The sequence below is a fragment of the Marinobacter sp. CA1 genome (assembly GCF_020546665.1).
Classification (GTDB): domain Bacteria; phylum Pseudomonadota; class Gammaproteobacteria; order Pseudomonadales; family Oleiphilaceae; genus Marinobacter; species Marinobacter xestospongiae.
This window is the reverse complement of the sequence record NZ_CP071785.1, coordinates 550,319-576,191: the sequence shown is the minus strand read 5'-3', so window position 1 is coordinate 576,191 and position 25,873 is coordinate 550,319. Positions and strand designations below refer to the sequence as shown.

Annotated in this window: 23 protein-coding genes; 11 read left to right on the top strand and 12 right to left on the bottom strand. The window is 61.0% G+C overall.

Going from position 1 to position 25,873, the window contains the following annotated elements; all coding sequences use genetic code 11:
* Positions 1-5: 5 nt before the first annotated feature.
* Together J2887_RS02665 and J2887_RS02660 are read right to left on the bottom strand one after the other, a co-directional pair.
* Positions 6-866: a DMT family transporter gene (locus J2887_RS02665; protein ID WP_227173909.1), complete on the bottom strand. Its 861-nt coding sequence runs from the start codon at positions 864-866 to the stop codon at positions 6-8.
* 77 nt (positions 867-943) lie between these two features.
* Positions 944-1,495 (bottom strand): macro domain-containing protein, encoded by a 552-nt coding sequence (locus J2887_RS02660; protein ID WP_227173908.1) that lies wholly within the window; start codon positions 1,493-1,495, stop codon positions 944-946.
* A gap of 214 nt (positions 1,496-1,709) precedes the next feature.
* On the opposite strand from J2887_RS02660, the gene J2887_RS02655 reads away from it, so the two are divergent.
* Positions 1,710-2,420 (top strand): SIMPL domain-containing protein, encoded by a 711-nt coding sequence (locus J2887_RS02655; RefSeq protein WP_227173907.1) that lies wholly within the window; start codon positions 1,710-1,712, stop codon positions 2,418-2,420.
* Positions 2,421-2,479: 59 nt separating this feature from the next.
* On the opposite strand, the gene J2887_RS02650 is transcribed toward J2887_RS02655, so the two are convergent.
* The 7 genes from J2887_RS02650 to J2887_RS02620 form a co-directional block, all read right to left on the bottom strand.
* Positions 2,480-6,847, bottom strand: coding sequence for a CHASE domain-containing protein (locus J2887_RS02650; protein ID WP_227173906.1), 4,368 nt, complete (start codon positions 6,845-6,847; stop codon positions 2,480-2,482).
* A gap of 53 nt (positions 6,848-6,900) precedes the next feature.
* The gene (locus J2887_RS02645; protein ID WP_227173905.1) at positions 6,901-7,968 is read right to left on the bottom strand and encodes a beta-N-acetylglucosaminidase domain-containing protein; all 1,068 of its coding nucleotides are present in this window, start codon (positions 7,966-7,968) and stop codon (positions 6,901-6,903) included.
* The gene (locus J2887_RS02640) at positions 7,965-8,402 is read right to left on the bottom strand and encodes a VOC family protein (protein WP_227173904.1); all 438 of its coding nucleotides are present in this window, start codon (positions 8,400-8,402) and stop codon (positions 7,965-7,967) included. Before J2887_RS02640 ends, J2887_RS02645 begins: the two co-directional genes overlap by 4 nt.
* Positions 8,399-8,809 (bottom strand): YciI family protein, encoded by a 411-nt coding sequence (locus J2887_RS02635; RefSeq protein ID WP_227173903.1) that lies wholly within the window; start codon positions 8,807-8,809, stop codon positions 8,399-8,401. Before J2887_RS02635 ends, J2887_RS02640 begins: the two co-directional genes overlap by 4 nt.
* A 28-nt stretch (positions 8,810-8,837) precedes the next feature.
* The gene (locus J2887_RS02630; protein ID WP_227173902.1) at positions 8,838-10,085 is read right to left on the bottom strand and encodes an RNA polymerase sigma factor; all 1,248 of its coding nucleotides are present in this window, start codon (positions 10,083-10,085) and stop codon (positions 8,838-8,840) included.
* 45 nt (positions 10,086-10,130) lie between these two features.
* A complete protein-coding gene (locus J2887_RS02625) occupies positions 10,131-10,499 on the bottom strand; it encodes a VOC family protein (RefSeq protein WP_227173901.1) in 369 nt (122 codons plus the stop codon).
* A 188-nt stretch (positions 10,500-10,687) separates the two neighbouring features.
* A complete protein-coding gene (locus J2887_RS02620) occupies positions 10,688-11,350 on the bottom strand; it encodes an SDR family oxidoreductase (protein WP_227173900.1) in 663 nt (220 codons plus the stop codon).
* A 173-nt stretch (positions 11,351-11,523) separates the two neighbouring features.
* On the opposite strand from J2887_RS02620, the gene J2887_RS02615 reads away from it, so the two are divergent.
* Together J2887_RS02615 and J2887_RS02610 are read left to right on the top strand one after the other, a co-directional pair.
* The gene (locus tag J2887_RS02615; RefSeq protein WP_227173899.1) at positions 11,524-12,285 is read left to right on the top strand and encodes an SDR family NAD(P)-dependent oxidoreductase; all 762 of its coding nucleotides are present in this window, start codon (positions 11,524-11,526) and stop codon (positions 12,283-12,285) included.
* A 7-nt stretch (positions 12,286-12,292) separates the two neighbouring features.
* Positions 12,293-12,940: a TetR family transcriptional regulator gene (locus tag J2887_RS02610; protein WP_227173898.1), complete on the top strand. Its 648-nt coding sequence runs from the start codon at positions 12,293-12,295 to the stop codon at positions 12,938-12,940.
* 8 nt (positions 12,941-12,948) lie between these two features.
* Here J2887_RS02610 and J2887_RS02605 read toward each other — a convergent pair whose 3' ends face one another.
* Positions 12,949-13,896 carry a LysR family transcriptional regulator gene (locus J2887_RS02605; RefSeq protein WP_227173897.1) on the bottom strand — a complete coding sequence of 316 codons (948 nt, stop codon included), beginning with the start codon at positions 13,894-13,896 and terminating at the stop codon, positions 12,949-12,951.
* A gap of 204 nt (positions 13,897-14,100) precedes the next feature.
* Here J2887_RS02605 and J2887_RS02600 point away from each other — a divergent pair, with 204 nt between their 5' ends.
* Together J2887_RS02600 and J2887_RS02595 are read left to right on the top strand one after the other, a co-directional pair.
* Complete coding sequence (locus J2887_RS02600) at positions 14,101-14,295, top strand: hypothetical protein (RefSeq protein WP_227173896.1); 195 nt, start codon at positions 14,101-14,103, stop codon at positions 14,293-14,295.
* Between the two features lie 341 nt (positions 14,296-14,636).
* Positions 14,637-15,845, top strand: coding sequence for a PAS domain S-box protein (locus J2887_RS02595; RefSeq protein ID WP_227173895.1), 1,209 nt, complete (start codon positions 14,637-14,639; stop codon positions 15,843-15,845).
* A 623-nt stretch (positions 15,846-16,468) separates the two neighbouring features.
* Here J2887_RS02595 and J2887_RS02590 read toward each other — a convergent pair.
* On the bottom strand, positions 16,469-17,557 hold the full coding sequence (locus tag J2887_RS02590; RefSeq protein WP_227172476.1) for an IS630 family transposase: 1,089 nt from the start codon (positions 17,555-17,557) through the stop codon (positions 16,469-16,471).
* Positions 17,558-17,638: 81 nt separating this feature from the next.
* On the opposite strand from J2887_RS02590, the gene J2887_RS02585 reads away from it, so the two are divergent.
* From J2887_RS02585 to J2887_RS02560, 6 genes are all read left to right on the top strand, one after another.
* Positions 17,639-18,121, top strand: a complete 483-nt coding sequence (locus tag J2887_RS02585; protein WP_227173894.1) for a hypothetical protein — start codon at positions 17,639-17,641, stop codon at positions 18,119-18,121.
* 821 nt (positions 18,122-18,942) lie between these two features.
* Positions 18,943-20,019 carry a TRAP transporter substrate-binding protein gene (locus J2887_RS02580; RefSeq protein WP_227173893.1) on the top strand — a complete coding sequence of 359 codons (1,077 nt, stop codon included), beginning with the start codon at positions 18,943-18,945 and terminating at the stop codon, positions 20,017-20,019.
* A 103-nt stretch (positions 20,020-20,122) separates the two neighbouring features.
* Complete coding sequence (locus J2887_RS02575; protein WP_227173892.1) at positions 20,123-20,668, top strand: TRAP transporter small permease subunit; 546 nt, start codon at positions 20,123-20,125, stop codon at positions 20,666-20,668.
* On the top strand, positions 20,665-21,966 hold the full coding sequence (locus J2887_RS02570; RefSeq protein WP_227173891.1) for a TRAP transporter large permease: 1,302 nt from the start codon (positions 20,665-20,667) through the stop codon (positions 21,964-21,966). Before J2887_RS02575 ends, J2887_RS02570 begins: the two co-directional genes overlap by 4 nt.
* Positions 21,967-22,254: 288 nt before the next feature.
* A complete protein-coding gene (locus J2887_RS02565) occupies positions 22,255-23,592 on the top strand; it encodes an SAM-dependent methyltransferase (RefSeq protein WP_227173890.1) in 1,338 nt (445 codons plus the stop codon).
* Positions 23,574-24,707 carry an NAD(P)/FAD-dependent oxidoreductase gene (locus tag J2887_RS02560; protein ID WP_227173889.1) on the top strand — a complete coding sequence of 378 codons (1,134 nt, stop codon included), beginning with the start codon at positions 23,574-23,576 and terminating at the stop codon, positions 24,705-24,707. Before J2887_RS02565 ends, J2887_RS02560 begins: the two co-directional genes overlap by 19 nt.
* A 79-nt stretch (positions 24,708-24,786) precedes the next feature.
* Here the strand turns inward: J2887_RS02560 and J2887_RS02555 are convergent, their stop codons facing one another.
* Complete coding sequence (locus tag J2887_RS02555) at positions 24,787-25,779, bottom strand: porin (RefSeq protein ID WP_227173888.1); 993 nt, start codon at positions 25,777-25,779, stop codon at positions 24,787-24,789.
* Positions 25,780-25,873: the final 94 nt, after the last annotated feature.

Genomic DNA, 25,873 nt, shown 5'->3' with positions numbered 1-25,873 from the left:
CCCCACTACCCCGGTGATCTGGCAGTTGGGGTAACGGTCTTCGCCAGAATCACCAGCGCGATACCGCCAAGGATGGCAGTGCCAGCCACCAGCAGCCGCGGCGTCAGTGGTTCCGCCAACAGCAGCACGCCGCCCAGTGCAGCAATCACCGGCACACTGAGCTGTACCGTCGCGGCCGTGGTGGCCTGGAGCAACGGCAACGCCGCATACCAGACGGCATAGCCCAATCCCGAAGCCAGCGCTCCGGATGCCAGCGCCAGTGCCACCCCCGGAACATCAACCTGGGCCTGCGGCCACAGCACTACGCTGAAGATCACCGTCAACGGCAGCGCCCGGAGGAAGTTTCCTGCCGTTGCCAGGGTGGGTTCACCCGCACCTTTTGCCCTCAATGAGTACACGCCCCAGGCGGTCCCGGCCACCAGCATCAGAACTGCCTGGGCGATTGGTGGCGCCGACAGCCCCGGTAACAGCAGGCCAATCAGCCCCCCAAACGCCAACACAAATCCCAGCCATTGCCAGCGATTGGGACGATCGCCCCGCACCAGACCCACCCCGATCATGGTGGCCTGGACCGCGCCAAACAGCAGCAATGCGCCCATCGCCGTACCCAGCCCGAGATACGCCAAAGAAAAACCGGCGGCGTAGATGAACAGCGCCAGCGCCGACAGCCACGAACCTCCAGCACGCACCCGGCCACCCCGAAGCCACACCAACAACGCCAGCACCAGCGCGCCAGAGGCAAGCCGCAACGACGTGAAGCTGGCGGCATCGATGTCGGTGTCCCGTAACGCAGCCCGACACAACAGCGAATTACCGGCGAATGCGACCATCGCCACCACCGTTAACACCACGGCTCGCCACTGCATGTCCTATCCCCCAGCCAGGTAACTTATGCCATCACAGCCGAATCACCCGTCACCGGCAATGCCTCCTTGGCCGCATGTCACTGCGACTTCCGGCCGTCATCAAACGGTGCCGCCGTCAGCGCGGCGTCGAGAGCCCGCTGGAAGACCACCAGATCCGCCTGGCTGAACAGCACAAAGCGCACCCGGGTCAGTGATGAATCCGTCAGGGCGGCCAGTACCGTGGCGATGGCGACCTCCGCCGCCTCGGCCAGCGGATAGCCGAACACCCCGGTGGAAATGGCCGGGAAGGCAACGGAGACCAGCGATTCCCGCTCCGCCAGCGCCAGGGCATGGCGATAGCAGTCCGCCAATAGCTGTTCCGAAGGTTCGTCGCGTCCGTACACCGGGCCGAGACAGTGAATCACCCGACGGTTGGGCAGGTCGTAGGCCCCGGTAATCACCGCCTGCCCCGGCCGGATCGGCGCCAACGCCTGACACTCCCGTGCCAGACCTGGCCCGGCACCACGGTGCAGGGCGCCAGCAACACCGCTGCCAGGTTGTAATTGAGCATTGGCGGCGTTGACCACCGCATCCATGTCGGGCTGATTGCTGATGTCGCCCTGAACACACTCTACCCGAGTTCGAATCATTACATTCTCCTGATTGCCCTTGGTGTCCCGTGCGGTTCGTTCGCAGTAGGTCAGCGAATTAACCGCACGGGACACTAGCTGCTGAAGCATGGCACATCTTCGCCGGTACGCCCCAATCCGGCTTCCTCAGGAGCCTCTAATTAGCAATCGGTCACTTGACGCCAACCGGGCCTGCCGCAATGGTGGAGGTTTACGTGTTGAGAGGAAGTGCACCATGAAAGTGATCACCAGTCTGATCGTCGCCCTGGGGCTGGTTGCCTCAGCCTTCCTGGTGAAGGAGGGGCTTACCCACCTGCGCACCAGCGACCGTTACGTCACCGTCAAGGGGGTGGCGGAACGCCAAGTGGAAGCGGACCTGGCGCTATGGCCACTGCGGTTCGTGGCGGCAGGTGACACCCTGGCGGCGGCGCAGGAGCAGGCCCGATCCAGTCGCGAGGCCATCATGGCATTCCTCAAACTGCAGGCCATCGACACCGACGCCGTGGAACTGCAACGACTGGACGTAACCGACAACCGGGCGAACCCTTACCAGGGCAACAACAATAACCAGCGCTTCATCATCAATCAGACCCTGATGGTCCGCAGCGAGGATATTGAACGGGTGCGACAGGCCGCCCAGGCGGTCAGCGAGCTGGTGGATTCCGGTGTGGTGCTGTCGGCGGACTACGGCCCCAGCGGCCCCACCTACCTGTTCAATGGGCTCAACGACATCAAACCGGCGATGATTGCAGAAGCCACGGCCGCCGCCCGGGAGGCCGCCCGTCAGTTTGCCAAGGACGCCAATGCCTCCCTGGGCACCCTGCGACGGGCCAACCAGGGGGTGTTCCAGATCCTGGCACGGGACCAGGCCGCTGGCGTCGTCGAGGCCCAGCAGGCAATCAAGACGGTGCGGGTGGTGTCCACCGTGCAGTACTATCTTGATTAGTACTATCTTGATTAGTACTGTCTTGAGTAGCACGGTCTGAAACAGGCTGCCGGCGGGGCTCAGCTCGAGACCGTTGCCTGGTCCCGCAGCCAACCCGCCAGCGCCGTGAGGTAATCCCGGTACAGCCGTTGCAGGCGATTCCAGTTGTCCTGCAGCTGTGCGCTGGGGGCATCACGAAGCTCATCTTCCAGTGACTCGCACAAGCGGATCAACTGCCGCGCGTCCACTCCGCCCAACAGCCCCCGCAAGCTCTCCAGTCCCTTGGCGGCCTTGTCCCGTTGACCGGCCTGCCACTGGTGCATGGCCTGATCCACCGGTGCGATGCCCCGATCCACCAGGTTGCGGGCAATCAACAGCACCGCCTCACGGGAATCGGCATAGGCCCCGACCGCTCTCACCAGATCGTCGAGCTGCGCCAACAGCTTGCCGGTGATCTCCTCGCAATCCGTGGCATCCTCCGCCTTGACCGGGGCCGGTGTTTTCTCTTCTGGCCTGGCATCCTCCGGGGGCACCTGCAGGTAGCGCTCAATGGTCGCCAGCATCTGGGCCTGCACCACCGGCTTGGCGATAAAGTCATCCATACCGGCCTGCAGGCAATTGTCCCGTTCGGTTGACAGCACACCGGCGGTCATCGCCAGCACCGGCAGGGTGAGGCCCTGCTGCCGTATACGCCGGGTTGCTTCCAGACCATCCATCACCGGCATCTGTACGTCCATCAACACCAGATCAAAGTGGACCTTGTCATCCCCCAGGCGGGTCAGGGCCTGTTCACCATCCTCGGCCAGAATCACCTCGGCGCCGGCACTCTCCAGGAAGCTGCGGGCCACGATCTGGTTCAGCTCGTTGTCTTCCACCAGCAGCAGGCGGCGCCCATCCAAAGGCAATGCCGAGGGCTCGGACGTCAACACCGCTGCAGGCTCCACCACCCCACCACTCATGATCTCGTGAAGTTTGTCGAACAACCGTGAGCTGGTGACCGGCTTGACCAGCATGGCACTCAGCCCCTCTGGCAACTCGGCATTGCCATCCTCCGGTTGTTCGTGGGGTGAGATCAGCGCGACCACCACCAGATCCGGATTACTGATGGCATCACGCAAGCGTTGCAACCGCTGCTGACCCTCAGGGTTATCGGGTAACCAATCCACCAGCAGAATATCCACGGTTCCCAACACCTGTTGCTGTGCTGGCGCCTCTTCGGCATCGGCCACGGCCCTCAACTGCCAGCCCCAGCCCTGCAGGCTGCACTCCAGGTAATCCCGGCTGGTGTCGTTGCTGTCAATCAGCAGCACCCGCCGATCCGCCAGGCAGGACGGAACCCGCGGCGTCTCCCGCTCCGCCTGCACCTGCAACGGCAGCTCCATGCGGAAACAGCTGCCTTCGCCGGGGAGACTCTCCACATCAACCCGGCCGTCCATCAGAGTGACCAGACGGCGGGAAATGGCCAGCCCCAGTCCGGTGCCGCCAAACCGGCGGGTGGTGGAGGCATCAGCCTGGGTAAACGGCGTGAACAGCCGTCGGCACTGTTCCTCCGTCATCCCGATGCCGGTGTCATTGATACTGAAGCGCAGACGAACCTGCTGCTGCTGTCGATCCATCTGCTCAATCAACAGCCCAACCTCGCCCTCCTCGGTGAACTTGATGGCGTTGGACAGCAGGTTGAGCAGCACCTGACGAATGCGCAACTCATCGCCAATCAGCCACCGCGGCACATTGGTCTCCACCCCAATCGAAGGCTCCAGGCTCTTCTTGCTGGCACCGATCATCATCACGCTGGCCAGGCTATTGACCAGTTCATCGAGGTTGAACGGCACCGGTTCAATCTCCAACCGCCCGGCCTCGATCTTGGAGAAATCGAGAATGTCGTTGATGATGTCCATCAGCGAACGGCCCGCCGACTGGATCATTTCCAGATACTGTCGCTGATCACCCGACAGCGCGGTGCGAGCCATGATCTGGGTCATCCCCAGCACCGCGTTCATTGGCGTGCGGATTTCATGGCTCATGTTGGCGACGAACTCACTCTTGAACCGGCTGGCCTGCTCCGCTTCCGCCCGGGCCTGCTGCAAACGCTCCTCGGCCTGGCGGTGCTCGGTGATGTCCCGCAGGATCAGCCCCACGTAATCCTCACCATCGCTTTGCCAGTGGGACAGTGAATACTCCGCCGGAAACGCACGCCCGCTGCGGGCCACGCACTCAGTCTGGCGGTTTTCGATGCGGTCCACCCCGCGACCGTCGACCAGTAGCCGGGCCAAGGCATCCTGCAGGCGCTCCCGCTCGCCTTCGGCAAACAGGCTGTCGATGCGGGTACTTTCCAGATGCTCTTCGGGCCAGCCAAAATATTCGCTGGCGGCCGGATTGGCGGAGGCAATTCGACCGCGATCATCCAGGATGAAGATGGCCTCGCTGGCATTGCTGGCCAGCGCCGAGAACTTGCGTTCCGACTGTTTCAGTGCCGAGGTCAGCTCATCAGCCAACCGCAGGGCCCGCGAGCGGGTCAGTACCAGCGCGCGAATGAACGAGAACAGCAGAAAACTGATCACCACACCGCTGATCAGCACAATCTGGGCCTTCTGCTGATCCAGGGTATCGGTGAATTGTGGCAGGGACTGAACCCGGAGCGTCCATGTCCGATCCGCCACCTGCACCGGCACGGTGCGGGTAAAGGGCGCAATCAGTTGATCGGTTTCCGCCTGATCCCGGTTCGCCTCATACAGCAGGCTCTCGGACGAACCGGCATCGCCGTCGTACACCGACAGCGCCACCTGGGGAAACTGGTCCGCCAGGATGCCCGCCATCAAGTCATCCATCCGGAACGGGCTGTACACCACCCCAAACATACGCTCCCGGCGCATTTCCAGGTCTTCCGGCACCCGCCCGCCCTGATACAGCGGCAGATACATCAGGAAACCGGCCTGGACACCAACCGCCGTTTCCTGCACCAGCGTGATTGGCGCGGAGAGGGAGGTTTCGCCCGAATCCCGGGCCGCCTCAATCGCTTCACGACGCCGAGCCTCGGAGAACATGTCATAGCCGTGGGCTCGCTGGTTGCGCCAGTCAAACGGTTCCAGATAAGCGATGGACACGTAGGCATCACGCCGGCCCTGGGGCCGCACATCGAAGGACTGAAAGCCCTCCTCCCGCAAGCCGTTTACAAACGCCTGTCGCTCCGATTCCGAGGCCAGGTAGCGGGCGAACCCGACGCCCTGAATCCCGGGGTAGTTCTCCCACAGATCAAGATCTTCAACGAACTGGGCCCACTCTTCATGGGAGACCTCACTGGACGCGTTAAACAGTCCTACCCCGCCCCGCAGCACCTGCTCGTAATCCTTCATTCGGTCAACCACCCGTGCGCGAATGGTGTCGGCGAGGTAATCGAACTGTTCCGCCCCCTTTTCCTGGGCCGTCGCCACCGCCATTCGCCACATCAGTACGGTGCCCCCCAAGGCTCCCACCAGCACCAGCCAGGGCAACAGGGTTTCCCGCCGTCGCAGCACCCCCAACTGACTGCGTTCCCTCAAGTCGACAGCCAACACCAGGCCACAGCACACCCACAATGCGATAAAGGCATCCAACGCCACCAGGGAAGCGTTGACACTATTGAGGACAAACGGCCCGGCTCCGGAAATGGTGGCCGCGACCGCCACCGACGTCACCGCCAGGGTGCAGGCAGTGACCCCGTGAAGACCGAAGACATAGGCACTGTATGCGAGCAGGGGCAGGAACAGAAAACTCAACAGGCGGTCGTCGAAGTGAGCCGACAGACCTTCCACAAACACCAGGGCCGACAGCAGCACCGTAACGCCCGCCAGCAACAAGGCGTGCCACACCGGCTGTCTGGGCAGCACGTCCGGGCGCTTACGCCAGGTCAGCACCAGCGGTGTCACCACCAGCATGCCGACGCAGTCCCCGAGCCACCAGGTCGAGAAAATGTTGCCGGCATAGTCAGCACCGGCGAACCCCAGCCCCACCAGGGTGCCGGTTCCCACGGCAGCGCTGATGGCGGCCGCCACCGCCACCACAACCAGGAACCGGAACACCATCACCAGGGAATCAAACTGCAGGTTGGACCCCAAGGCCTGGCGCAGCAACACCGCCGCCGCCAACGCTTCCAGGGTATTTCCGGTGGCGATCATCAGTGACCCCACCCCGGGACGCTGCCAGTCACCGGCATCAATGCCAAAGCTGACAAAATTGACCAGCAAAGCCCCAATCGCGATGACCGGCCACAGCCGCACGCCGTACACCAGCAGCGCCGCCACAGCCACACCGGACGCCGGCCAGACCGGCGACACATTGGTGGTTTCAAAAGCCAGTGACAGGCCGAAGTAGCCCGCCAGGAAGTAGAGCGGCAGCGCCACCAGCCAGGCCCAGGCAGGGTGATGGCCGCGCTCTTTGCCGGAGGATTGCCAGACCGCCTGTTCGTCCATAAACCGCCATCCTTAGGTCCGCTGTCTGAACCGGTGACAGCGATCCAGAGCAGTTACTGGGTCTGTACCATTTCGTCGGTCACTTGGTAGTCGCCGTCAAGCCACGCAACCACCTCCCGAGCTGCCGGGTGATCGAACTGCTGGTACGCCGAGCGTAGCGAGGTCTTTTTTTCCGCAGATAGCCGGGATAGCCCCGCGTCTTCTAAAAGTAGCAGGTCCTGGTGAATCCGGCAGGCCAATGAGGTCCCCAATACCGCCTCGGCGGCCTGGCGAAAGGCGTGACCGTACTGGTAACGACCACCCTGCTGGTAGCTCTGGGCCAGCGTCAGCGCCGGGATACAGCTCAGGGTAGGCTGCAGCGCGGGATTGATGGCATGGCCGGCCAGGTGGTCGGCGTTTGCCGCCGGCCGGCCGCTGAAGGCCCGCAGATGAAGGTGGCGGGACATCCGATCCCCATCGTTGACCGGGTAATTGTCCCACAGCCAGGGGCGCCGCCCCAATTGCCCGGCCACCCGCTGCAGATGGCCCGGGGAAATCTCCCTGGAACACACCTCTTCCCCGGTCCAGAACACCTCGATCGAAGCATCCAGCGCCTGCCCCAGGGTCTCCAGGTAATCCGGTGGCCGCGGCCCAAACACCCGATCCAGCACCGGATCATCGGAGTAGTAGGTCGGGCACACCAGCAGACGCTCCGCGGAGGAACGTTCCGCCACCCAGTGCACGATCTCCGCCTGCACTTTTGCCAGTTGCGGGGTCTGGCTGTGCATGTCGTCAAACAGGATGGCGAGATCGTCGATACCGAGGGCATCCAGCGCCGTCAGCTTGCGGGCAAGCGCCTCCCGGGCCGGTGCATTGAAGTCGTTGAAGATCTCAAACGGGCTCAGGCCAATGCCAAACCTCACCCCCAGACCGTGACAATGGTCAGCAAAGGCCAGCAGCGCACCGGCCTGCTCGGGCGGATGAGGACTTTGCCAGTGGCGGCGCAGGTAAGGGTCCGCTTTCGGTGCGTAGAGGTAGAACTGGTAGCCTTCCGGCGCCAGGGTGGTTACCAGATCCCGGCGCTCCTGCCAGGACCAGAGCGGGCCGTAGAAACCTTCAATAATGCCAAGAGGTGGCGTCATGACGTTTTCCCGTCAGGACCGTCAGCGTCTTCCTCCGGCCCAACCCAGGCAAAGGGGTTGTAGGCCAGCTCCCACAGGTGGCCGTCCAGATCTGCAAAGTAACCGGAGTAACCGCCCCAGAATACCGGCTGGGGCTTCTTAACCTCGGTGGCACCGGCAGCCAGCGCTTCCGCCATCATCCGGTCGACGTCGGCCTCGGATTTCAGGTTGTGGGCAATGGTGACACCGCGAAACCCGGAGCCAGCGGCGGCCACGCCCACGTCGTCTGCCAGAGCGTCCCAGGGATAGAGTCCGAGCCAGGTGCCGTTAAGCGGGAAAAACGCCACCGTTGGCGGCGATTCCAGCTGCGGCAGCCCCAGACCATCGCGGTAGAACCGCACGGCCCGATCCAAGTCACTGACCCCAAGGGTAATCATGCTGATACGGGGGTTCATCCATCACTCCTTGCGGTATGGTCGATCAACGGTGTTTTTCCGGCCAGGTTGCCCTCGGTCGCCAACTCCCGGACCGGCCGAATCTCCACCGACCCCAGTCGCAGCGGCGGAATCTTGCCCGCCAACTGGATGGCTTCGTTCAGGTCCCGGGCCGTTAACAGGTAAAACCCGGCCAACTGTTCCTTGGTCTCGGCGAAGGGGCCGTCAGTGGCTGTCAGTTTACCGTCCCGCAGCCGCACCGTGGTGGCGGTATCGGTCAACTGCAGGGCGTGGCCGTCGAGCATGTGGCCACTCTCGCGCAGCCCCTCGCCGCAGGCCATACACTCGCGATTGAGCGCATCCCACTCCTGCTGACTCATGGAGCGGATCAGGTCTTCGTTGTAGTACACCAGCGCCAGGTAGTTCATGGGGGTTCTCCTTGGTTGCCATTCAATCCTAGTCGCCCGACGGAGCCACAGATCGACACCTCAGCTCGGTCAACCGTTTTTCCAGGAAGCGCCGCTCCGGTTCCAGTTGGCACAGCGCCAAGGCCCGGCGGTAGGCCTCTGCAGCCTCCTCAACGCGATCCAGCCGCGCCAGCAAATCGGCCCGGGCCGCATGAAGCGGCTGATAATCCGCCAGCGCAGGCTCCGCGGCAATCCGGTCGAGGCCCGCCAGGCCGGCCGCCGGCCCATCCCGCATGGCCACGGCGACAGCCCGGTTCAGGGCGACAACCGGCGAGGGAGCAATGCCCTGAAGTACGGTATAGAGGCCGATAATCTGCTTCCAGTCGGTGGCCGCGTAGCTGGGCGCCTCGCTGTGAACGGCGGCAATGGCCGCCTGCAGGGTGTAGGCGCCGTAGCCTGGCCGAGTCATCACTTCCGCCAGCAGCGCCCGCCCCTGGGCAATGTCGTCGCGGTGCCAGCGCTGGCGATCCTGCTGCTCCAGCGGCACCAGTTCCCCGCTGGCGTCGACACGGGCATCGCGTCGGGCATGATGCAGCAGCATCAACGCCAGCAGGCCCGCCACCTCCGGCTCCGGCAACAACTGCCACAACAGCCGGGTCAGACGGATGGCCTCAACGGCCAGAGCGCCGCGCACCAGTGCTGCACCGCTGAACGCGGTGTAGCCTTCGTTGAAGATCAGGTACAGGGTGTGCAACACCACGGGCAGGCGTTCGGCCAGCGCTTTGCCTTCCGGTACCTCGTAGGGAATGCCGGCATCGCGGATCTTGGCTTTGGCCCGGACGATACGCTGGGCAATGGTGGTGGGCTTGGCGAGAAAGGCCCGGGCCACCTCTTCGGTGGTGAGATCACAGATTTCCCGCAGGGTCAGGGCGAGCTGAGCCTCGCTGGAAAGCGCCGGATGACAGCAGGTAAAGATCAGGCGCAGACGGTCGTCAGCGATTTCTTCAGGTGGCTCCGGGGTGTCGGCTTCCGATTCCAGCTGGTGCGCCAACTGCTCCATAGCGGCGTGATGACGGCCCCGGCGACGCAGCTGGTCTATGGCCCGGAAGCGACCGGCGGACACCAGCCACGCCCGGGGATTGTCTGGAATACCGTCTCGGGGCCACTGTGCCAGGGCGGCGGCAAACGCCTCGTGCAGCGCCTCCTCGGCGAGGTCGAAGTCCCCCAGCAAGCGGATCAGGGTCGCCAGGATGCGACGCGATTCCTCCTGATAGTAACGATTCAGCCAAGCCTTCATGGTCCCTCCCTGACCGTTTCCGGATCACCCGGCGGTGGTGTGATCTCAAAGATTCTGGCCGATACGCCAAAGTACCCCGGAAGGGTCGTAAAGCACAAAGTCACGCATGCCCCAGGGTTGCTCTTCCAGCTCGCCAACGGTTACCCCAAAGCATTCAGCCACACCGGACGCAAGCACCCGGCGGTGCCAGGCCGCCACATCCTCCACCAGCAGGTGCATCATGAAATTGCTGGCGTGCTCCGACTGGTAGAAATCCTGCAGCAGGAAGCTGGTATTGCCATGGGCGAAGTAGGCGACACCACCGCCGTCGCTGCGCAGCTCAAATCCCAGGTCCTGATAGAACTGCTTCGACAGCGCAAAGTCCCTCGCGGGCACAAACGCCTTGATCTCCACTGCGGTGGTGTTGTCTGACATCCTTGCTCGCTTCTCTCTGTTTAACACTCTCTATTTAACACTTGCGATTCAATACTCGACCTATTCAATACCCGATACGCGCCCGGTTCGATATTCGGCCTGTTCGATCCATTCCATTCTGACGCGATCGCTCTTGCGGCAGCCCAGCTTGCGGCAAGCTATCTCACGCTTCGGCTCGCCTGCCCGCCTTACCAGGGCAGTGCTTCGCCGTTGCTGTGCCAGAAGCCGCCACTGTTCTCCAGGGTCAGGGCATCAATGCGCTGGGCCAGGCCGGCGGCGGATTCTTCCGGGCTGATCAGGCCGCCGAAGTTCACCATCCGGGTCTGGACGAAACCGGGATGCAGCTGGGCCACGGCAATGCCCCGGGGCTTGAGATCCACCGCCAGGGACTTGCCAAAGGCGTTCAGCGCCGCCTTGGAGGCCCGGTATCCGTAACGCCCCCCAGAGGTGTTATCGGCAATCGAGCCCATGCGACTGGTGATGTTGGCAATCTTGCTGCCATCATGCAGGTTATCCAGCAGCGTCTCGGTGACCCGCAACGGCGCATAGGCATTGATTTCCATCTGCCGGCGAATGGAATCGTAGTCGATCTGCCCCAGTACCTCATCCTGCAGCAGACCGGCGTTGTTGATCAGCAGCGTCAGCGGGGTATCCCCCACGGCCGACTTGAGGCGATCCAGTCCGGCCTGAGTGGTGACATCCACATCGTCGATAATCCGGGCCGCTACCTCAGCCAGCTCCTCCGACAGCTGACGGCAAACACCAATCACCTGCCAGCCCTCACGGGCATAATGCTTGGCCAGTTCCAGACCGATACCGCGGTTGGCACCGGTGATCAATACGGTTGACATGGTTGCCTCCTTATAAAGCACTTTGCCGAATTCCTAAAACAGCAGAAACCATACCACCGTGACTGCCTGGCGTATTCATCAAGGCCCTAAATGACCAGAGGTTACTTATTTACAGGCGGTCGGATTCGCACTAAGTTACCAGGAGTCACTTAAACAAACATCAAGGAGCCCCCATGGCTTATATCCTGTTGACCGGTGCCAGCTCAGGCATCGGCGAAGTGTTCGCTCACCAGCTGGCCGCTGACGGCCAGGACCTGATCCTCACAGCCCGCCGGGAAGAACGGCTGCAGGCCCTTGCCAGCACACTGGTCAGCCAGCATGGCATCAAAGTGGAAGTGATTGCCGCCGATCTGGCGACTGCCGATGGGGTCGATCAGTTGGTGCGGCGGATCGAGTCCGCGGACTGGCCGCTGGCGGGACTGATCAACAACGCCGGTTTTGGTGATCGTGGCCGCTTCGATGAACTGCCACTGCCACGGCAACTGGCAATGATCCAGGTGAACATCAGCTCGCTGGTTTCCCTCACCTGGCAGCTGCTGCCACGACTGCGCGGCCAGCGCGACAGCTTTGTGATCAACGTCGCCTCCACCGCCGCCTTCCAGGGGGGGCCAAAAATGGCGGTGTACTACGCCAGCAAGGCGTTTGTGCTGTCCTTCAGTGAAGCTCTCCATGAGGAACTCAAGCACAGCGGCGTTCGCGTCAGCACCCTCTGCCCGGGCCCCACCGCCACCGAATTTGCCCAGGAGGCCAATGTCGCCGACACCAAACTGTTCAGCAGCAGCGCCATGTCTGCCGAAGCCGTGGTACGACAGGCCCTGGCCCGTCGCCGCAGTGCCATTGTCATTCCCGGTCTTCTTAACCGGCTGATGGTGTGGTCTGGTAAACTCTCGCCGCGTTGGATGACCCGTCGGATCGCGGGTTGGTTGCAGGCATGAGGACAGCATGACAGGCAGATTGTGTGGTGGGCGTCGCCGGGCCCGCAGTGCGGCGGACAAGGCAGAGCGAGAACAGCAGATACTGACGGCGGCGGACGCGCTGTTCCGCGAACGGGGGCTGGATCGTCTGACCCTGGCCGAAGTCGCCGCCCACACCGGTCTCACCAAGGCCGCCCTGTATCGCTACTTCCGCAGCAAGGAAGTGCTGTTCCTGGCAGTGTATCGGCGAGCCCTTGACCGGTTGGTGGCAGCCATCGAGGCGTTGCCGGCGCAGGCGTTTCCCGGCGGCTTCACCGACACCCTGCTGGCCCATGACAGCTACTGCCGGCTGACCGCCATCCTCCACGTTGCCCTGGAGTCCGGTCTGAGCGAGCAGGAGGCGAAGGATTTCAAGCACCACCTGCTGCACCAGACCCGTCGACTTCAGGCCCGTATTGAAAGCATCAGCGGGCAGCCACCGGAAGCTTGCTTCCGTTACCTGATGCAGTGCCAGCAGGCGCTAATCGGGTGCTGGCACCTGAGCCACCCTTCCGACACCATGGCGCGTGCCATGGCGGAACCACCGCTGTCGGCATTCCGACTCGATTTCGCCGAGACCCTGCGCCAGCATCTGGCGCTGTTGACCGACGCCCTGGTCAACGGCCACAACGGATGATCGCCCCATCACGCCGGCGCGCCGGACGGGGTCACCGCCGGTGATTCACTTGCGGCAGGCGCCGGCTGCTCCCCAAGCCACTGGGCTTCCACCAGCCGGGTAAAGCCCTGCAGTTCCGGGATCTGCTGCAACCGATCCTGCCGTACCACCAGATACAACGCCACAGGCTGGGCAGTGTCCGGAACCAGTCGGATCTCATGGCGCGCGGCCGCCATCTCCGCCAGATGACTTTCCACCAGCCCCAGGCCGAGCCCTGCCTTGACCATGGCTATGGTGGAGTACTCGTCGTCCGACGTCGCCACCAGATTGGCGGCAGGGTAATGCCCCCCCATGGCTTCTTTCATCAGATCGATATACGGACACGCCGGCGATGGTGAGATCCAGGGCAGTGTCGCCAGTTCACTGGCACTGTCCGGCAGGTAGTCCGGGCCACCGTTCAGTGGGGCGATGGTGACTACCTGAATCTGGCCAAGCACGATCCGGGTCAGATCACGATGGTCGCTGCCGCCGTAGACAAACCCCACGTCCAGATCCCCCGCCTGAACCAGTTGCTGAATCTCAGCGGAGTTGCTGGACTTGATCACCAGCGACACATCCGGCAGTTCCCGCGCCGTGGTCTCCAGTACCGTTTCAATCCGCAGCAGCTCGGGCAGCGCATTCAGTCCCAGCAGCAGCTGACGTTTGCGCTGGCCAGAAATCGCCCGCGCGGTGGTCTCCAGTTCCGCCAGGTTACCCAGAATGCGGTACGCCAGGGGCAGCAACGTCAGTCCCGCTTCGGTCAGCAACATGCCCCGACTGCTGCGTTCAAACAGCTGCAGCCCCAGACTGTCTTCCAGCTGCTTCAGTTGGGTGCTGACCGCCGCGGGAGTGGAATGACGGCGGGAGGCGGCACGGGTCAGGTTTTTCTCTTCGGCAATCAGGACGAAGGATCTCAGCTTCTCCAGCTGGATGTGCATGGCGGTTTCCTCCGGGCGGGAACGAGAGTCACGACCTGCCAGGCAAGTCGGAGACAGCCCTAATGGTAGCGGATTCAGACCGGGCCTGCGTTCACGGATCGTTAACGCAGGCTCAAAAAAAGCTTGATTCCGCCGCCCCGGACACCGGCCTAACATCGAAGCCTGACCCATCGCCCGTTCCGGGCCAGCAAAGGAGGTGACACCATGGCCATCCCTCATCACCCGAGACATGTCCTTCCCCTGGTCAGCACCTGGTTCCGTCGCGCCCGGCGCCGGCGCCAGCTTCGCAATGAGCTTGGCGAGGCCAGTCCGCAATGGCTGGCACGCATGGAGCGCGACGTCGGTCTGCCCCCGGGCGGTCTGGCCCGCGAGATGCACAAGCCGTTCTGGACACGTTGACCTGCAACAATGACTGGCGTGCGCCGCGGCGGCGCCAGTTCCCTGCTTTACCGATAAACCGACGCACGGCCTGCCAAACCGATTTCAACACGCGAGCCCGAGCACCTCGGCCCAGATCATCGCGGGTCCCGGAGGTGTGAATCAGGGTATCGAGAGACAGTGGCTGATGGCGTTTCATGATGGGCACTCCAATCATCGAATGGAGCTCCATTACACCGCCCCCGGCGCCTGGCCGGCCATCGAATTGTCGTTGACGCGAGCGTTCAGAATTCGTTAACGGCACCACAATCCCACGCCGCTCCCCTCGCGTCATCCGACAGGGCATCTATACTGGGGTGAGAATGTCTTCGCAGGGCCGACAGCTGTCACTGCCCGCCCCTGCGACCACGCTGAAGGACCAGTCAACCATGGGCCGCGAGATTCAGTCACTGGAAGCGGACAGCCTTTACGATGCCCTGATGAATGCCGCCGCCGACGCCATCGTGGTGATCGACGAGCATGGCATCATCCGCCATTTCTCGGACTCCGCCCAGGATCTGTTCGAGTACCCTGCCGACGAATGCCTCGGGCAAAACGTCCGCAAGCTGATGCCGGAACCTTACCGGAGCCAGCACGACGGCTACCTCAAACGCTACCAGCGCAGCGGCGAAGCCAAGATCATCGGCATTGGCCGGGATGTCCATGGCCTGAAGAAATCCGGCCGCCAGTTCCCCATGCATCTGTCGGTGGGAGAAGCCCGGGTGCAGGGGCAACGGCTGTTCGTCGGCATCTGCCACGATCTCACCACCTACCGCACTACCATTGCCGAGCGGGTGTCCATTGAAAAACTTCAGCACGCCCTGCTGGACGCTGCTGTTGACGGCATCATCACTATCAATGAGCGGGGCCTGATCACCAGCTTCAACCCTGCCGCCGAAACGCTGTTTCAGTACCGGCGGGAAGACGTGATCGGTGAGAACGTCAAAATGCTGATGCCCGCCCACTACGCGCGGGAGCACGACGACTACATCCGCCGTTACCTCAACTCCGGCCAGCCGGGCATCATCGGTATCGGCCGCGATGTCACCGGCCGTCGCCGGGATGGCAGCGAGTTCCCCATGCATCTGTCGGTGGGTGAATCCGAGCAGGACGGTCGCCGGCTGTTTGTTGGTATCTGCCACGACCTCAGCAACTATCAGGAGGTGCTGTTACGCATGGCCCGGGCCGAACGTCGCTACAAGGACATCGTCCAGAGCCAGCGCCAGCTGATCTGCCGCGTCGATGCCCAGTTACGACTGACCTTCACCAACGCCGCCTTCGGAAAAGCCACGGGCAGGCAACAAAAAGACCTGATCGGCACCAGCCTGGCGCAACTGACCCGCACGGACGCTCAGACACTGCAGACCCATCTCGCCCCCCTGTTCACCGACCCCGCCCACCAGGAAACCGAACTGACGCTGACCATGGGTGACCAAGACCCAGGCACCCAGGTCGCCTGGCACTTCCTCAGCCTGCCCGCCAGCGACGACTACGGCCAGGAGTTGCAGGGGACTGGAGTGCTGATTAAGTAATAAAATATTTTCCTATCGATCCTCTGACCACCGATGAAGCAGCGGCCTCATTCTCGGCTTGAGAAAAGCTGCTGGCAATTTTGGAAGAGGTTTGCTAGCGTTCGAGCCGACAGGACTGTCAGCCTAAATAATGGTAATCAAGGATGAAACATGGCCTCAGCAATTTACTACCCAAGATCAATCCTTTCTCCACAAGAAGTCTCCAGAACTGCCTGCCCGGCGAACATTGCCTCCGACGATTTTGAACGGCGATTGATAGCCGCCAACTTCCCTAATCCGAACAGCCAAATGCTATGCGCCCCAAATAGACCTCTAGTCATCCCGCCCTCTGATCAAAGAACATGTGTTGGCATTAGCCCAGTTCTGGCCTGTTCAAGTGAAGAGCATCGAACGCTCTCTCAATTAAGCCGGCATGCAGGTGGTGCTACCGTCATGGGAATGGCTAATTTTCTCTTTGGAATTAATATCCCAAATATAATCGGGGACCTAAATACATTTGGCGGCAACGGAATGGGGGCAGCCCTCGCCCAGTCCAATACAGTGCTTGGCGCAATCGACAGGTACGACCACGCAAATAAAAACTACGAGGACCTAAGAAACCATAGAGCAAGTCCTAGTGTCCCTTAACAAAAGTTCGTCTTATCATTGATTTTGTCGGATAGCCGAGCGATTGACGCAATGATTTGATCGGCTGTTTTACGCCAAACAAACGGTTTGGGATCGTCGTTGTAGGTCGCAAGGTAGTCTTTAATTGATGCTTCCAACTCGCGAGTACTGCGATGCGAGTTGCGCTTGATCCACCGCTCCGAGATCAGGGCAAAGAATCGTTCCACTAAGTTGACCCACGACGCCGAGGTTGGCGTGAAATGAACGTGGTATCTGGGTCTGGCAGCAAACCAGGCTCGCACCTTTTCGGTCTTATGAGTCCCGTAGTTGTCCATGACCAAGTGAATATCCAGATTCTCTGGAACCTCCCGGTCGATCTCATTCAAAAAGGCCAGAAACTCTTTGGCACGGTGTCGCCTATGAAGACGTCCGATAACCTCACCGGTGGCTACATCCAAGGCGGCAAACAGGGTGGTGGTGCCGTGACGAACGTAATCGTGCGTCCGAGTCTCTGAATAGCCAAACGACAGGGGGAGCGCCGGTTGGGTCCGGTTCAGCGCCTGTATCTGGCTTTTCTCATCCACGCACAGCACCAGAGCCCGGTCAGGCGGATTCATATACAACCCAACAATGTCGTGGACCTTGGCGACGAAGTGCGGGTCGGTTGAGAGCTTAAACGTCTCCAGGCGGTGAGGCTTCAGACCAAATGCCCGCCAGATTCGACTGATCGCCATGGCATTGAGGCCCGTTTCCTTGGCCATCAAGGTTGTCGACCAATGGGTCGCCTCCTTGGGCTTGGACTGTAGCGTTTTGTTGATGACCTCCGTGACCTTATCGTCATCAATACTGCGGGGCCGACCACTCCTGGGGGCATCGGTCAGCCCGGCCACCCGGAACTGCTCAAACCGCTTGCGCCACTTGCTGACCGTTTCGGCCGTCACGCCCACTCGCTCTCCGATCACTCGCCCAGGAAAACCCTCGGTGCTCAACAGGATCATTCGTGCTCGTTGTTGCTCAGCCGCAGGCATCTGCCGGCGACGAACCCACGAATTGAGCTCATCGCGTTCTTCGTCTGTAATAATCAAAGGGGTGACCGGTCGTCCCATTGCAGTAGCTCCCTCAATGCTTTCTGCAATTATAAACTTTAACCGCAAAAATTCGACAAACTTTTGTTAAGGGACACTAGAATGGTGCATGCAGCAAAGCTGAGAGCAGAAGCTGCATTCAAGGAGATGAATGAGATCCTGTTCACCAGATCGAAAAATTACTTGAAAAACAACACCTTCCGAGTTCGCGAGACTACAAACATGACAGGGCGCTCGGCCTGGGAGTCCATTCCTGTTCGTGATACCGCAGATGTGCAGACGCTTTCGAGGTTTGCCAAAATGGGCAGAATCGCAGGACCAGGCTTTATTCTTGTAGATGGCTACCTGAGAGCCAATAGCGTCTATCACAGTTGGGAAAATGGCGAAAACTGGGAACGAAAGGCTGTTGTCGAGGGAGGAGCATTTGCTGGTGGGATCGCCGCTGGTGCCGCAATAGGGCTGGTAATAGCCTTCACCCCGGTTGGCCTTGTTGTCGGCGTTGTTGCCGCTGGAGCAGTTGCCGTTGGCGCAGATTACGCCCTTAAAGAGTTGCTGGGAAACATATACGATTGGGTTACAGGCTAAACAAGTATGCCCTTAGAGACTTTTTTTGCATTGATTGCTGTCGGTGGAATCCTGATGGCAATTTTATGTTTGGTAGTGCTGCGATTCACTCTTACTCGCCGTCTCAAGCGGCATCTGGAGACAAACAACAACTACTGGAAAAGTGGAACCTTAGATTTCGGTTTCCTGAACACTTATATTTTTGCCTATGCGTGCACTTTACCTTTCGTTTCAAAGTCACGAAATTTTCAGAGAATATATAACAACTTAGACGTTAAAGCCTTCGCCACTCAGTTTGAAAAAGTTATCGCTTACGCTATGTTATTGGGATTCTTGACCTTCTTCGTCGCCACGCCGCTATTCTACTTTATCAAATCATAGGCAGGGTTGAATCTCGGGGGCTATTTCCTCTATACCTGCACCTCAGTGCCCCGGGATCACTCCATCATTGGTGAGAGCCACTTGTAGATAGTCCTGATGCCCTATATTCAAGGACTATAAAGATACACAGAAAAACCCAACTGGGGACTTAGTGCGGTTTTGACAAGCAGTGCAAAGCGGCCCACCTCCGAGCAACTATTGCGATCACGAAGTGCTTAGAACGGGGCACTCAATCACGTCTTGGCCTCTGGCCTACTCACCACACCCACGGACAGAAACCTTACGGATTCAAGGGTTTCTTTATACGAACCGCTAACTATACCTGCCGCCCTCAGCTACGATAATAGGTTGTGTCAGGATGACACCCGTTTCCTGCCGTTGCCGCTGGCTGCGCGGGGGCGGGTGTCGGACAACCCGACTCACTATAACGACAATATTCAGGAACAGAGGAATATCAAACAATGAAATTACGTTCCGTAGTCTCCGCCCTGGCCCTGGGGCTGGCCAGCTGTCTCTCCGCCTCCCAGGCACTCGCCCAGGAACGCTTCACGCTGCGCCTGGCGGAAACCTGGGGTCCGAACTTCCCCATCTTCGGTGACACCACCAAGAACATGGCGCGCATGGCGGAAGAAATGTCGGACGGTCGCCTGCGCATCCGCATCGACTCATCCAACAAGCACAAGGCGCCGTTCGGTGTCTTCGACATGGTTAAGGCCGGCCAGTACGACCTCGGTCACTCGGCCTCCTATTACTGGAAAGGCAAGGTTCCCAACACCCTGTTCTTCACCAGCATGCCCTTTGGCATGACCGCGCTGGAGCAGTACGCCTGGTTCTACTACGGCGACGGTATGGAGCTAATGCAGGAAGTGTATGAGCCCCACAACATGCTGTCGTTCCCCGGCGGTAACACCGGCATCCAGATGGGCGGCTGGTTCCGCGACGAGATCAACTCCCTGGAAGATCTGCAGGGGCTGAAGATGCGGATTCCCGGTTTTGCCGGCGAAGTCTTCGCGGAAGTGGGCGTTAACCCCACCAACATTGCCCCGGGCGAGCTCTACACCGCTCTGGAGCGTGGCACCATCGACGCCACCGAGTGGGTAGGTCCGGCCCTGGATCTGCGTCTGGGCTTCCAGCAGATTGCCGACTACTACTACACCGGCTGGCATGAACCGGCCACCGAGTTGCAGTTCCTGGTCAACCAGGACACCTGGGAGAAGCTGCCGGACGACCTGCGGGAAATCCTTCGCATCGCCATGCGCACCGCCGCCTACGACATGCTGGTGCAATCGATGCACGAGAACGCCCGTGCCTGGGCCTCCATCAAGCAGGAACATCCCAACATCGAAGTCCGCACCTTCCCGGATGACGTGATCCAGGCGATGTTCGACGCCAACCGCAAACTGCTGGCGGAAGCGGCCGAGCGTGACGACCTGGCACAGCGCATCGTTGAGTCCCAGGAAACGTATCTGGACAATGCCCGCGCCTACACGGAAATTTCCGACCGCGCCTACCTGAACACCATGGCCGAACTGGAATAATCCCGTAGCCCGGGAAGCACCGGAGCCGTCCCCGGACCGCTCCGGTGCTGTCGTATACAGATACGAAAAGAGCCGGCCCTGCAAGCCGGCCAGAGGAAACACAATGCGCTGGATTGTTAAACTGGACAACGGCCTTGCCCGGCTGTCCAACATCTGCGGCTGGATCGCCTGTGTGGCACTGATCCTGATGCTGTTCAACGTCTTCTACGACGTTATTACCCGCTACGTTTTCAACGATGTCTCCATTGGCATGCAGGAAATGGAGTGGCACCTCTACTCGGTGGTGTTCCTGCTCGGTATTCCCTACGCCCTGCGCACCGACGGCCATGTCCGGGTCGACGTGCTCTATCAGGGCCGCAGCGAACGCTTCAAGGCCATCATCAACCTGGTGGGCGCGCTGGCCTTCGTCCTGCCCTTCGCTGCACTGATCGCCACCTACGGCTACAGCTTTACCGTCGAATCCTACAACCTGGGCGAGAGCAGCGGTGATCCCGGCGGTCTGCCGTACCGCTGGATCATCAAGTCGGTGATTCCGCTGTCCGCCTTTTTTATCGCCACCAGTGGCCTGGGCATGGTTACCTACGCCCTGCGGGTGCTGGCTGGTGAACAGAGCTACCACGATGAGAACAGCAAGGAGGGCCTGGCATGATCGGTATCATCATGTTTGGGGTGTGCCTCGCCATGTTGCTGTGGGGCTTCCCTGTCGCCTTTACCTTTGGTGGCGTTGCACTGGTGTTCGGGCTGATTGCCGAGGGGCCGGAACTGTTTGCGTTCATGCCGTTCCGGATCATGAGCGTGATGCAGAATACGGTGATGATGGCCATTCCCCTGTTCATCTTCATGGGGGTGGTGCTGCAACGAACCCGACTGGCAGAACAGTTGCTGACCTCGATGGGACGGCTGTTTGGCGGCCTCCCTGGCGGGCTGGCTATTTCCACCATTCTGGTTGGCGCGCTGTTGGCCGCCTCCACCGGTGTGGTGGGTGCCAGCGTGGTGGCGATGGGACTGATCTCACTGCCGGTGATGCTGGCCCACAACTACGACAAACGCCTGAGCTGCGGCACCATTTGTGCCTCAGGTACTCTGGGCCAGATCGTGCCGCCATCAATCATCCTGATCATTCTCGGTGACGTTCTCGGTTTGCCGGTGGGCGACCTGTTCAAGGCTGCGGTGATTCCCGGTCTGGTGCTGGTAGGCCTGTACATCGCCTACATCCTGGTGCTGACGAGGCTGAAACCCCAGACCGCACCGGCCATGCCGGACAATTCCGGCCTCAGCCGCAAGCAGGAAATCGTCAGCGCCCTGATCGCCATCATTCCACCTCTGGCGCTGATCGTGATCGTGCTGGGTTCGATCTTCACCGGCATTGCCACGCCCACCGAATCCTCCGCCCTTGGCGGTGTCGGTGCTCTGGTGCTGGCCATTGCCTATCGTCAGTTCTCGTTCCGGATGATCTGGGAAAGCGCTCGCGATACCGTCAAGGTGACCGCCATGGTGTTCGCCATCCTGATCGGTGCTACGGCCTTCTCCATGGTGTTCAGCTACACCGGCGGCGATTATCTGCTGGAAGAGTGGATGCTGGCGCTGCCAGGTGAAAAGTGGGGCTTCCTGATTCTGTCCATGCTGGTGATCCTGGTGTTGGGTTTCTTCATCGATTTCGTGGAGATTTCCTTCATCGTGGTGCCAATACTGGCGCCGATCGCGGAACTGCTCGGCATCAACATGCTGTGGTTCGCGATCCTCATCGCAATGAACCTGCAGACCAGCTTCCTGACACCACCGTTCGGGTTCAGTCTGTTCTACCTCAAGGGGGTCTCGCCACCGAGCGTGAAGACCACGGACATCTACAAGGGCGTCATCCCGTTCATCGGGTTGCAGGCACTGGTGTTGATCCTGATCTTCATATTCCCGGAGTGGTTCGGCATGAGCTCCACCTCAGGCTACTGATTCCACCCTTAGCTCTGACAACGCCGGCGGGCCAGGCCTCCGGCGTTGTCCGATCATTCGTCACACGAGCACCCGTTCCGATCTCCGCCCTCCCGCCAACACAACGCCACAAACCAGACTGTCAGGACGATCAACGCTATCAATACGATAGCCCAGCGCTATAAGCCCACCACTGACAAACATCGATCATTTTCTATACTGACAGTAATAAACCGGCTCAACCCCGAAGCCGGACCGAAATGACGTAATGGCGTCCGTGTGACGTTTGCCTGCGGGAGACCTGCCTCCATGACACCGAGCACCGCCAAGAAAACCGACCGATCCGACAAGCCAGCGACTTCATCCAGCCACCCGCTGACCCTGCCGCTGGAAGACCACGCTGTTGAGCGGGAACCCCACAGCTACGAACGCTGGCTGATTGCCAAACTGTTGCGCATGGCCGGCTCGCCGCCGATCCGCTTCCAACTCTGGAATGGCGAGGTGGTGGAACCGGAGCAGGGAGAAGCCCGCTACACCCTCACCGTAGCGGATCCACGGGCGCTGATGCAGCTGGTCGCCAATCCCAACCTGGCGTTCGGCGACCTCTACAGCGCCGGACGCCTGGAGGTGGACCAGGATCTGCCCGGCCTGATGGCGACCCTTTACCGCGCCATCCACCAGGCCAGCGAGCGCTGGCCGCGCTGGCTGGAAGCGTTGTGGCGCAATCACAGCCCCCGAGCCACCGGCGTGGACGAAGCCCGTGACAACATCCACCATCACTACGATCTGGGCAACGAGTTCTACCGGTTGTGGCTGGATCAGGCGGAGATGCAGTACACCTGCGCCTACTACGAACGCCCCGATCTCACCCTGGAGCAGGCGCAACTGGCCAAGCTGGAACATGTCTGCCGCAAGCTGCGACTGCGGCCAGGCCAGACGGTGGTTGAGGCCGGCTGTGGCTGGGGTGGACTGGCCCGCTACATGGCCCGCCATCACGGCGTCACCGTGCACGCCTACAACATCTCCCGGGAGCAGGTCGCCTTTGCCCGCGCCGAGGCGGAACGTCAGGGCCTCAGTGACCGCATCCAGTACATTGAGGACGACTACCGCACCATCCACGGCCAATACGACGCCTTCGTTTCCGTGGGCATGCTGGAGCACGTTGGTAAAGACCATTACCCCACCCTGGCAGCGCTGATTCGACGGACACTCAAACCCGATGGGCTGGCGCTGCTGCACAGCATCGGCCGCAACCGGCCCATGCTGATGAATTCCTGGATCGAGAAACGCATCTTCCCGGGGGCCTATCCCCCCAGCATCGGCGAGCTGGTTTCGATCTGCGAAGACGGTCACTTCTCGGTGCTCGATGTGGAAAACCTGCGGCTGCATTACGCCCAGACCCTGCGTCACTGGCTGCAACGCTTCGAGGCCCACCAGGACACCATCCGTGACCTGTACGACGATCACTTCAGCCGCGCCTGGCGGCTCTACCTCGCCGGGTCCATCGCTGCCTTTGAGGTTGGGTCACTGCAACTGTTTCAGGTGGTGTTCAGCCACGGCGACAACAACCAACTGCCGCAGAGCCGGGCAGACCTGTACCAGCGATCAGCAGCGCCGGAGGCCGGAGCATGGACTACTACGACCTGATCATCGTCGGTGCCGGTCCCGCCGGTTCCACCCTGGCCTGGGCACTGAAGAACAGCGGAAAACGGGTGCTGGTGCTGGACAAACAGCCCTTCCCCCGGGACAAAACCTGCGCCGGCTGGGTCACCCCGGTGGTCCTCGACAGCCTGGAGATTGACCCGGAGGACTATCGTGCGCAGCACACCCTGCAACCCATCCGCCGCTTCCGCATCGGCATGATGGGGCAGCCCGCCGTGGAGAACGATCACGGTGACGTGGTGAGTTATGGCATCCGTCGCTGCGAGTTCGATCACTACCTGCTGTCCCGGGTGGACACCGACTGCAAGCTGAATACTGCCGTCACCAGCCTGCAACGGGACGACCGCCACTGGCTGGTCAACGAGCGCTGGCGCACCCCGTTGCTGGTGGGTGCCGGCGGCCACTTCTGTCCGGTGGCGCGGTTGCTGGGAGATGGCCCGGGACGTCATGAAACGGTGGTAGCAGCGAAGGAAGTGGAGTTTCAGCTCAGCCCGCAACAGGCCGAAAACTGCGCGGCCCGGGGCGACACCCCGGAACTGTGGTTCTGTCGTGACCTCAAGGGCTATGCCTGGATCTTCCGCAAAGGTCGTTATCTCAACATCGGCCTGGGCCGGGAGGACAACCACAAACTCAGCGAACATCTGGCCCGGTTTGTCGCCGACATGCAGGCCGATGGACGCATTCCCGCCGACCTGCCCGGCCGCTTCAAGGGCCACGCCTACCTGCTCTACGACCACGCCGAACGGCCGCTGCTGGACGACGGCGTGCTGCTGGTGGGCGACGCTGCCGGCCTGGCCTACACCCAGAGTGGCGAGGGCATCCGCCCGGCGGTGGAATCGTCACTGCTGGCCGCCGAGGTGCTGCGACTGGCACCGGACGCCTCCGCCCGCTCCCTGCAACCCTACGGCGAGGCCATTGCTGAACGCTTTGGCACCCGCTCCCTGCAACGGCACGACGGCTGGCAGCTGCCCGACTGGGTTCGCACCTCCCTCGCTGGCAGGTTGATGCGCTCGCACTGGTTCACCCGCAAGGTGGTGACCGAGAAATGGTTCCTCCACCAGCAGGTCCCGCCGCTGGCCCTGGCGAGCCAGGGCCGGTAACAGCCGCTGCCAGTGCAAATGCAAAAAGCCGGGCCTCCTGACTGGAGCCCGGCGAACGAGTTAACTCAACAGCCTGGAGTTACATTGAGAATTTGTGCTCGAAACCAATTCCGAAGGTGGAATCTTCCAGGTCGCCCTTGTCTTCCTCAACCTGGGAGAAGTAGCCAAACACCTTGCTGTTCTTCGCCAGTTTGTAGTCTGCGCCCACCGCCATCAGAGTGACTTCGTCGTCGCTCTGGTCGAGGTCATTGAGGCCGTACTGGGCCTTCAGCTTCCAGCGATCCAGCTTCACGGCAGCACTCAGCAGGAAGGCATTGTCTTCGTAACTGACGCCCTCAACCTCATCGGAAGTTTCGGACATCTGGTACATCGCACCAATCTCGAAGATGTCCAGCTTGGCCTTGGCGCCCAGGCGCAGGGTATCGGCCTTGGCATCGTCGCCGAGGTCGAAGATCTCGGTTTCCATTTCTGAATCGTAGGCGATGGCGGCGTAGATCATATCGGTCTCATAGACCAGGGAACCGGAGAAGGCATCCGCCGGGCCGTCGTCTTCACCGCCGGCGTCTTCACCCGGAACAAACGCAAAGTTCAGTTGCAGGGCATCGGCAAAGGTGGGGGTGGAGTACTGGACAATATCGCTGACCCGCTCATCGCCACCCATCACATGCTTGAGATCGCCGCCGAGGTCACCGAACTGGTCAATCTTGCCCTGGGAAGCTTTCAGCGGCGTGTCGAACTTACCGGCAATCAAAGTACCGGCACTGGCGTGGGCGAAACCGCCGTAGATGTTGCGCTGGGCGAAGGTCTGGCCCTTCTTGTCGCCGTCGTCCACGGAGATCTCAAACTCGGCCTTGTAGATTGCCTCCAGGTTGTTGACGTCCAGATCCAGCGCGCCTTTGACACCGAGACGGGAGGCGTTGCTGTTCAGTTCCCAGGCATCATCGGTGCCATTATCGGCGTTTTCGTAGGACACGTTGACCTTGCCGTAGACGGTAGGTCCCTTGTCAGCCAGGGCAACGGAAGGCAACGCAACCAGGGAACCGATGGCCAGGGCGAGCAACTGCTTTTTCATCAATCTGTCTCCAATGTTGGGCTCATGTATACGAGTGAGCCCAATATGGAGCGGCCAGATGACTGAGCGGTGAAGAATTCCTTTCAGGAATATG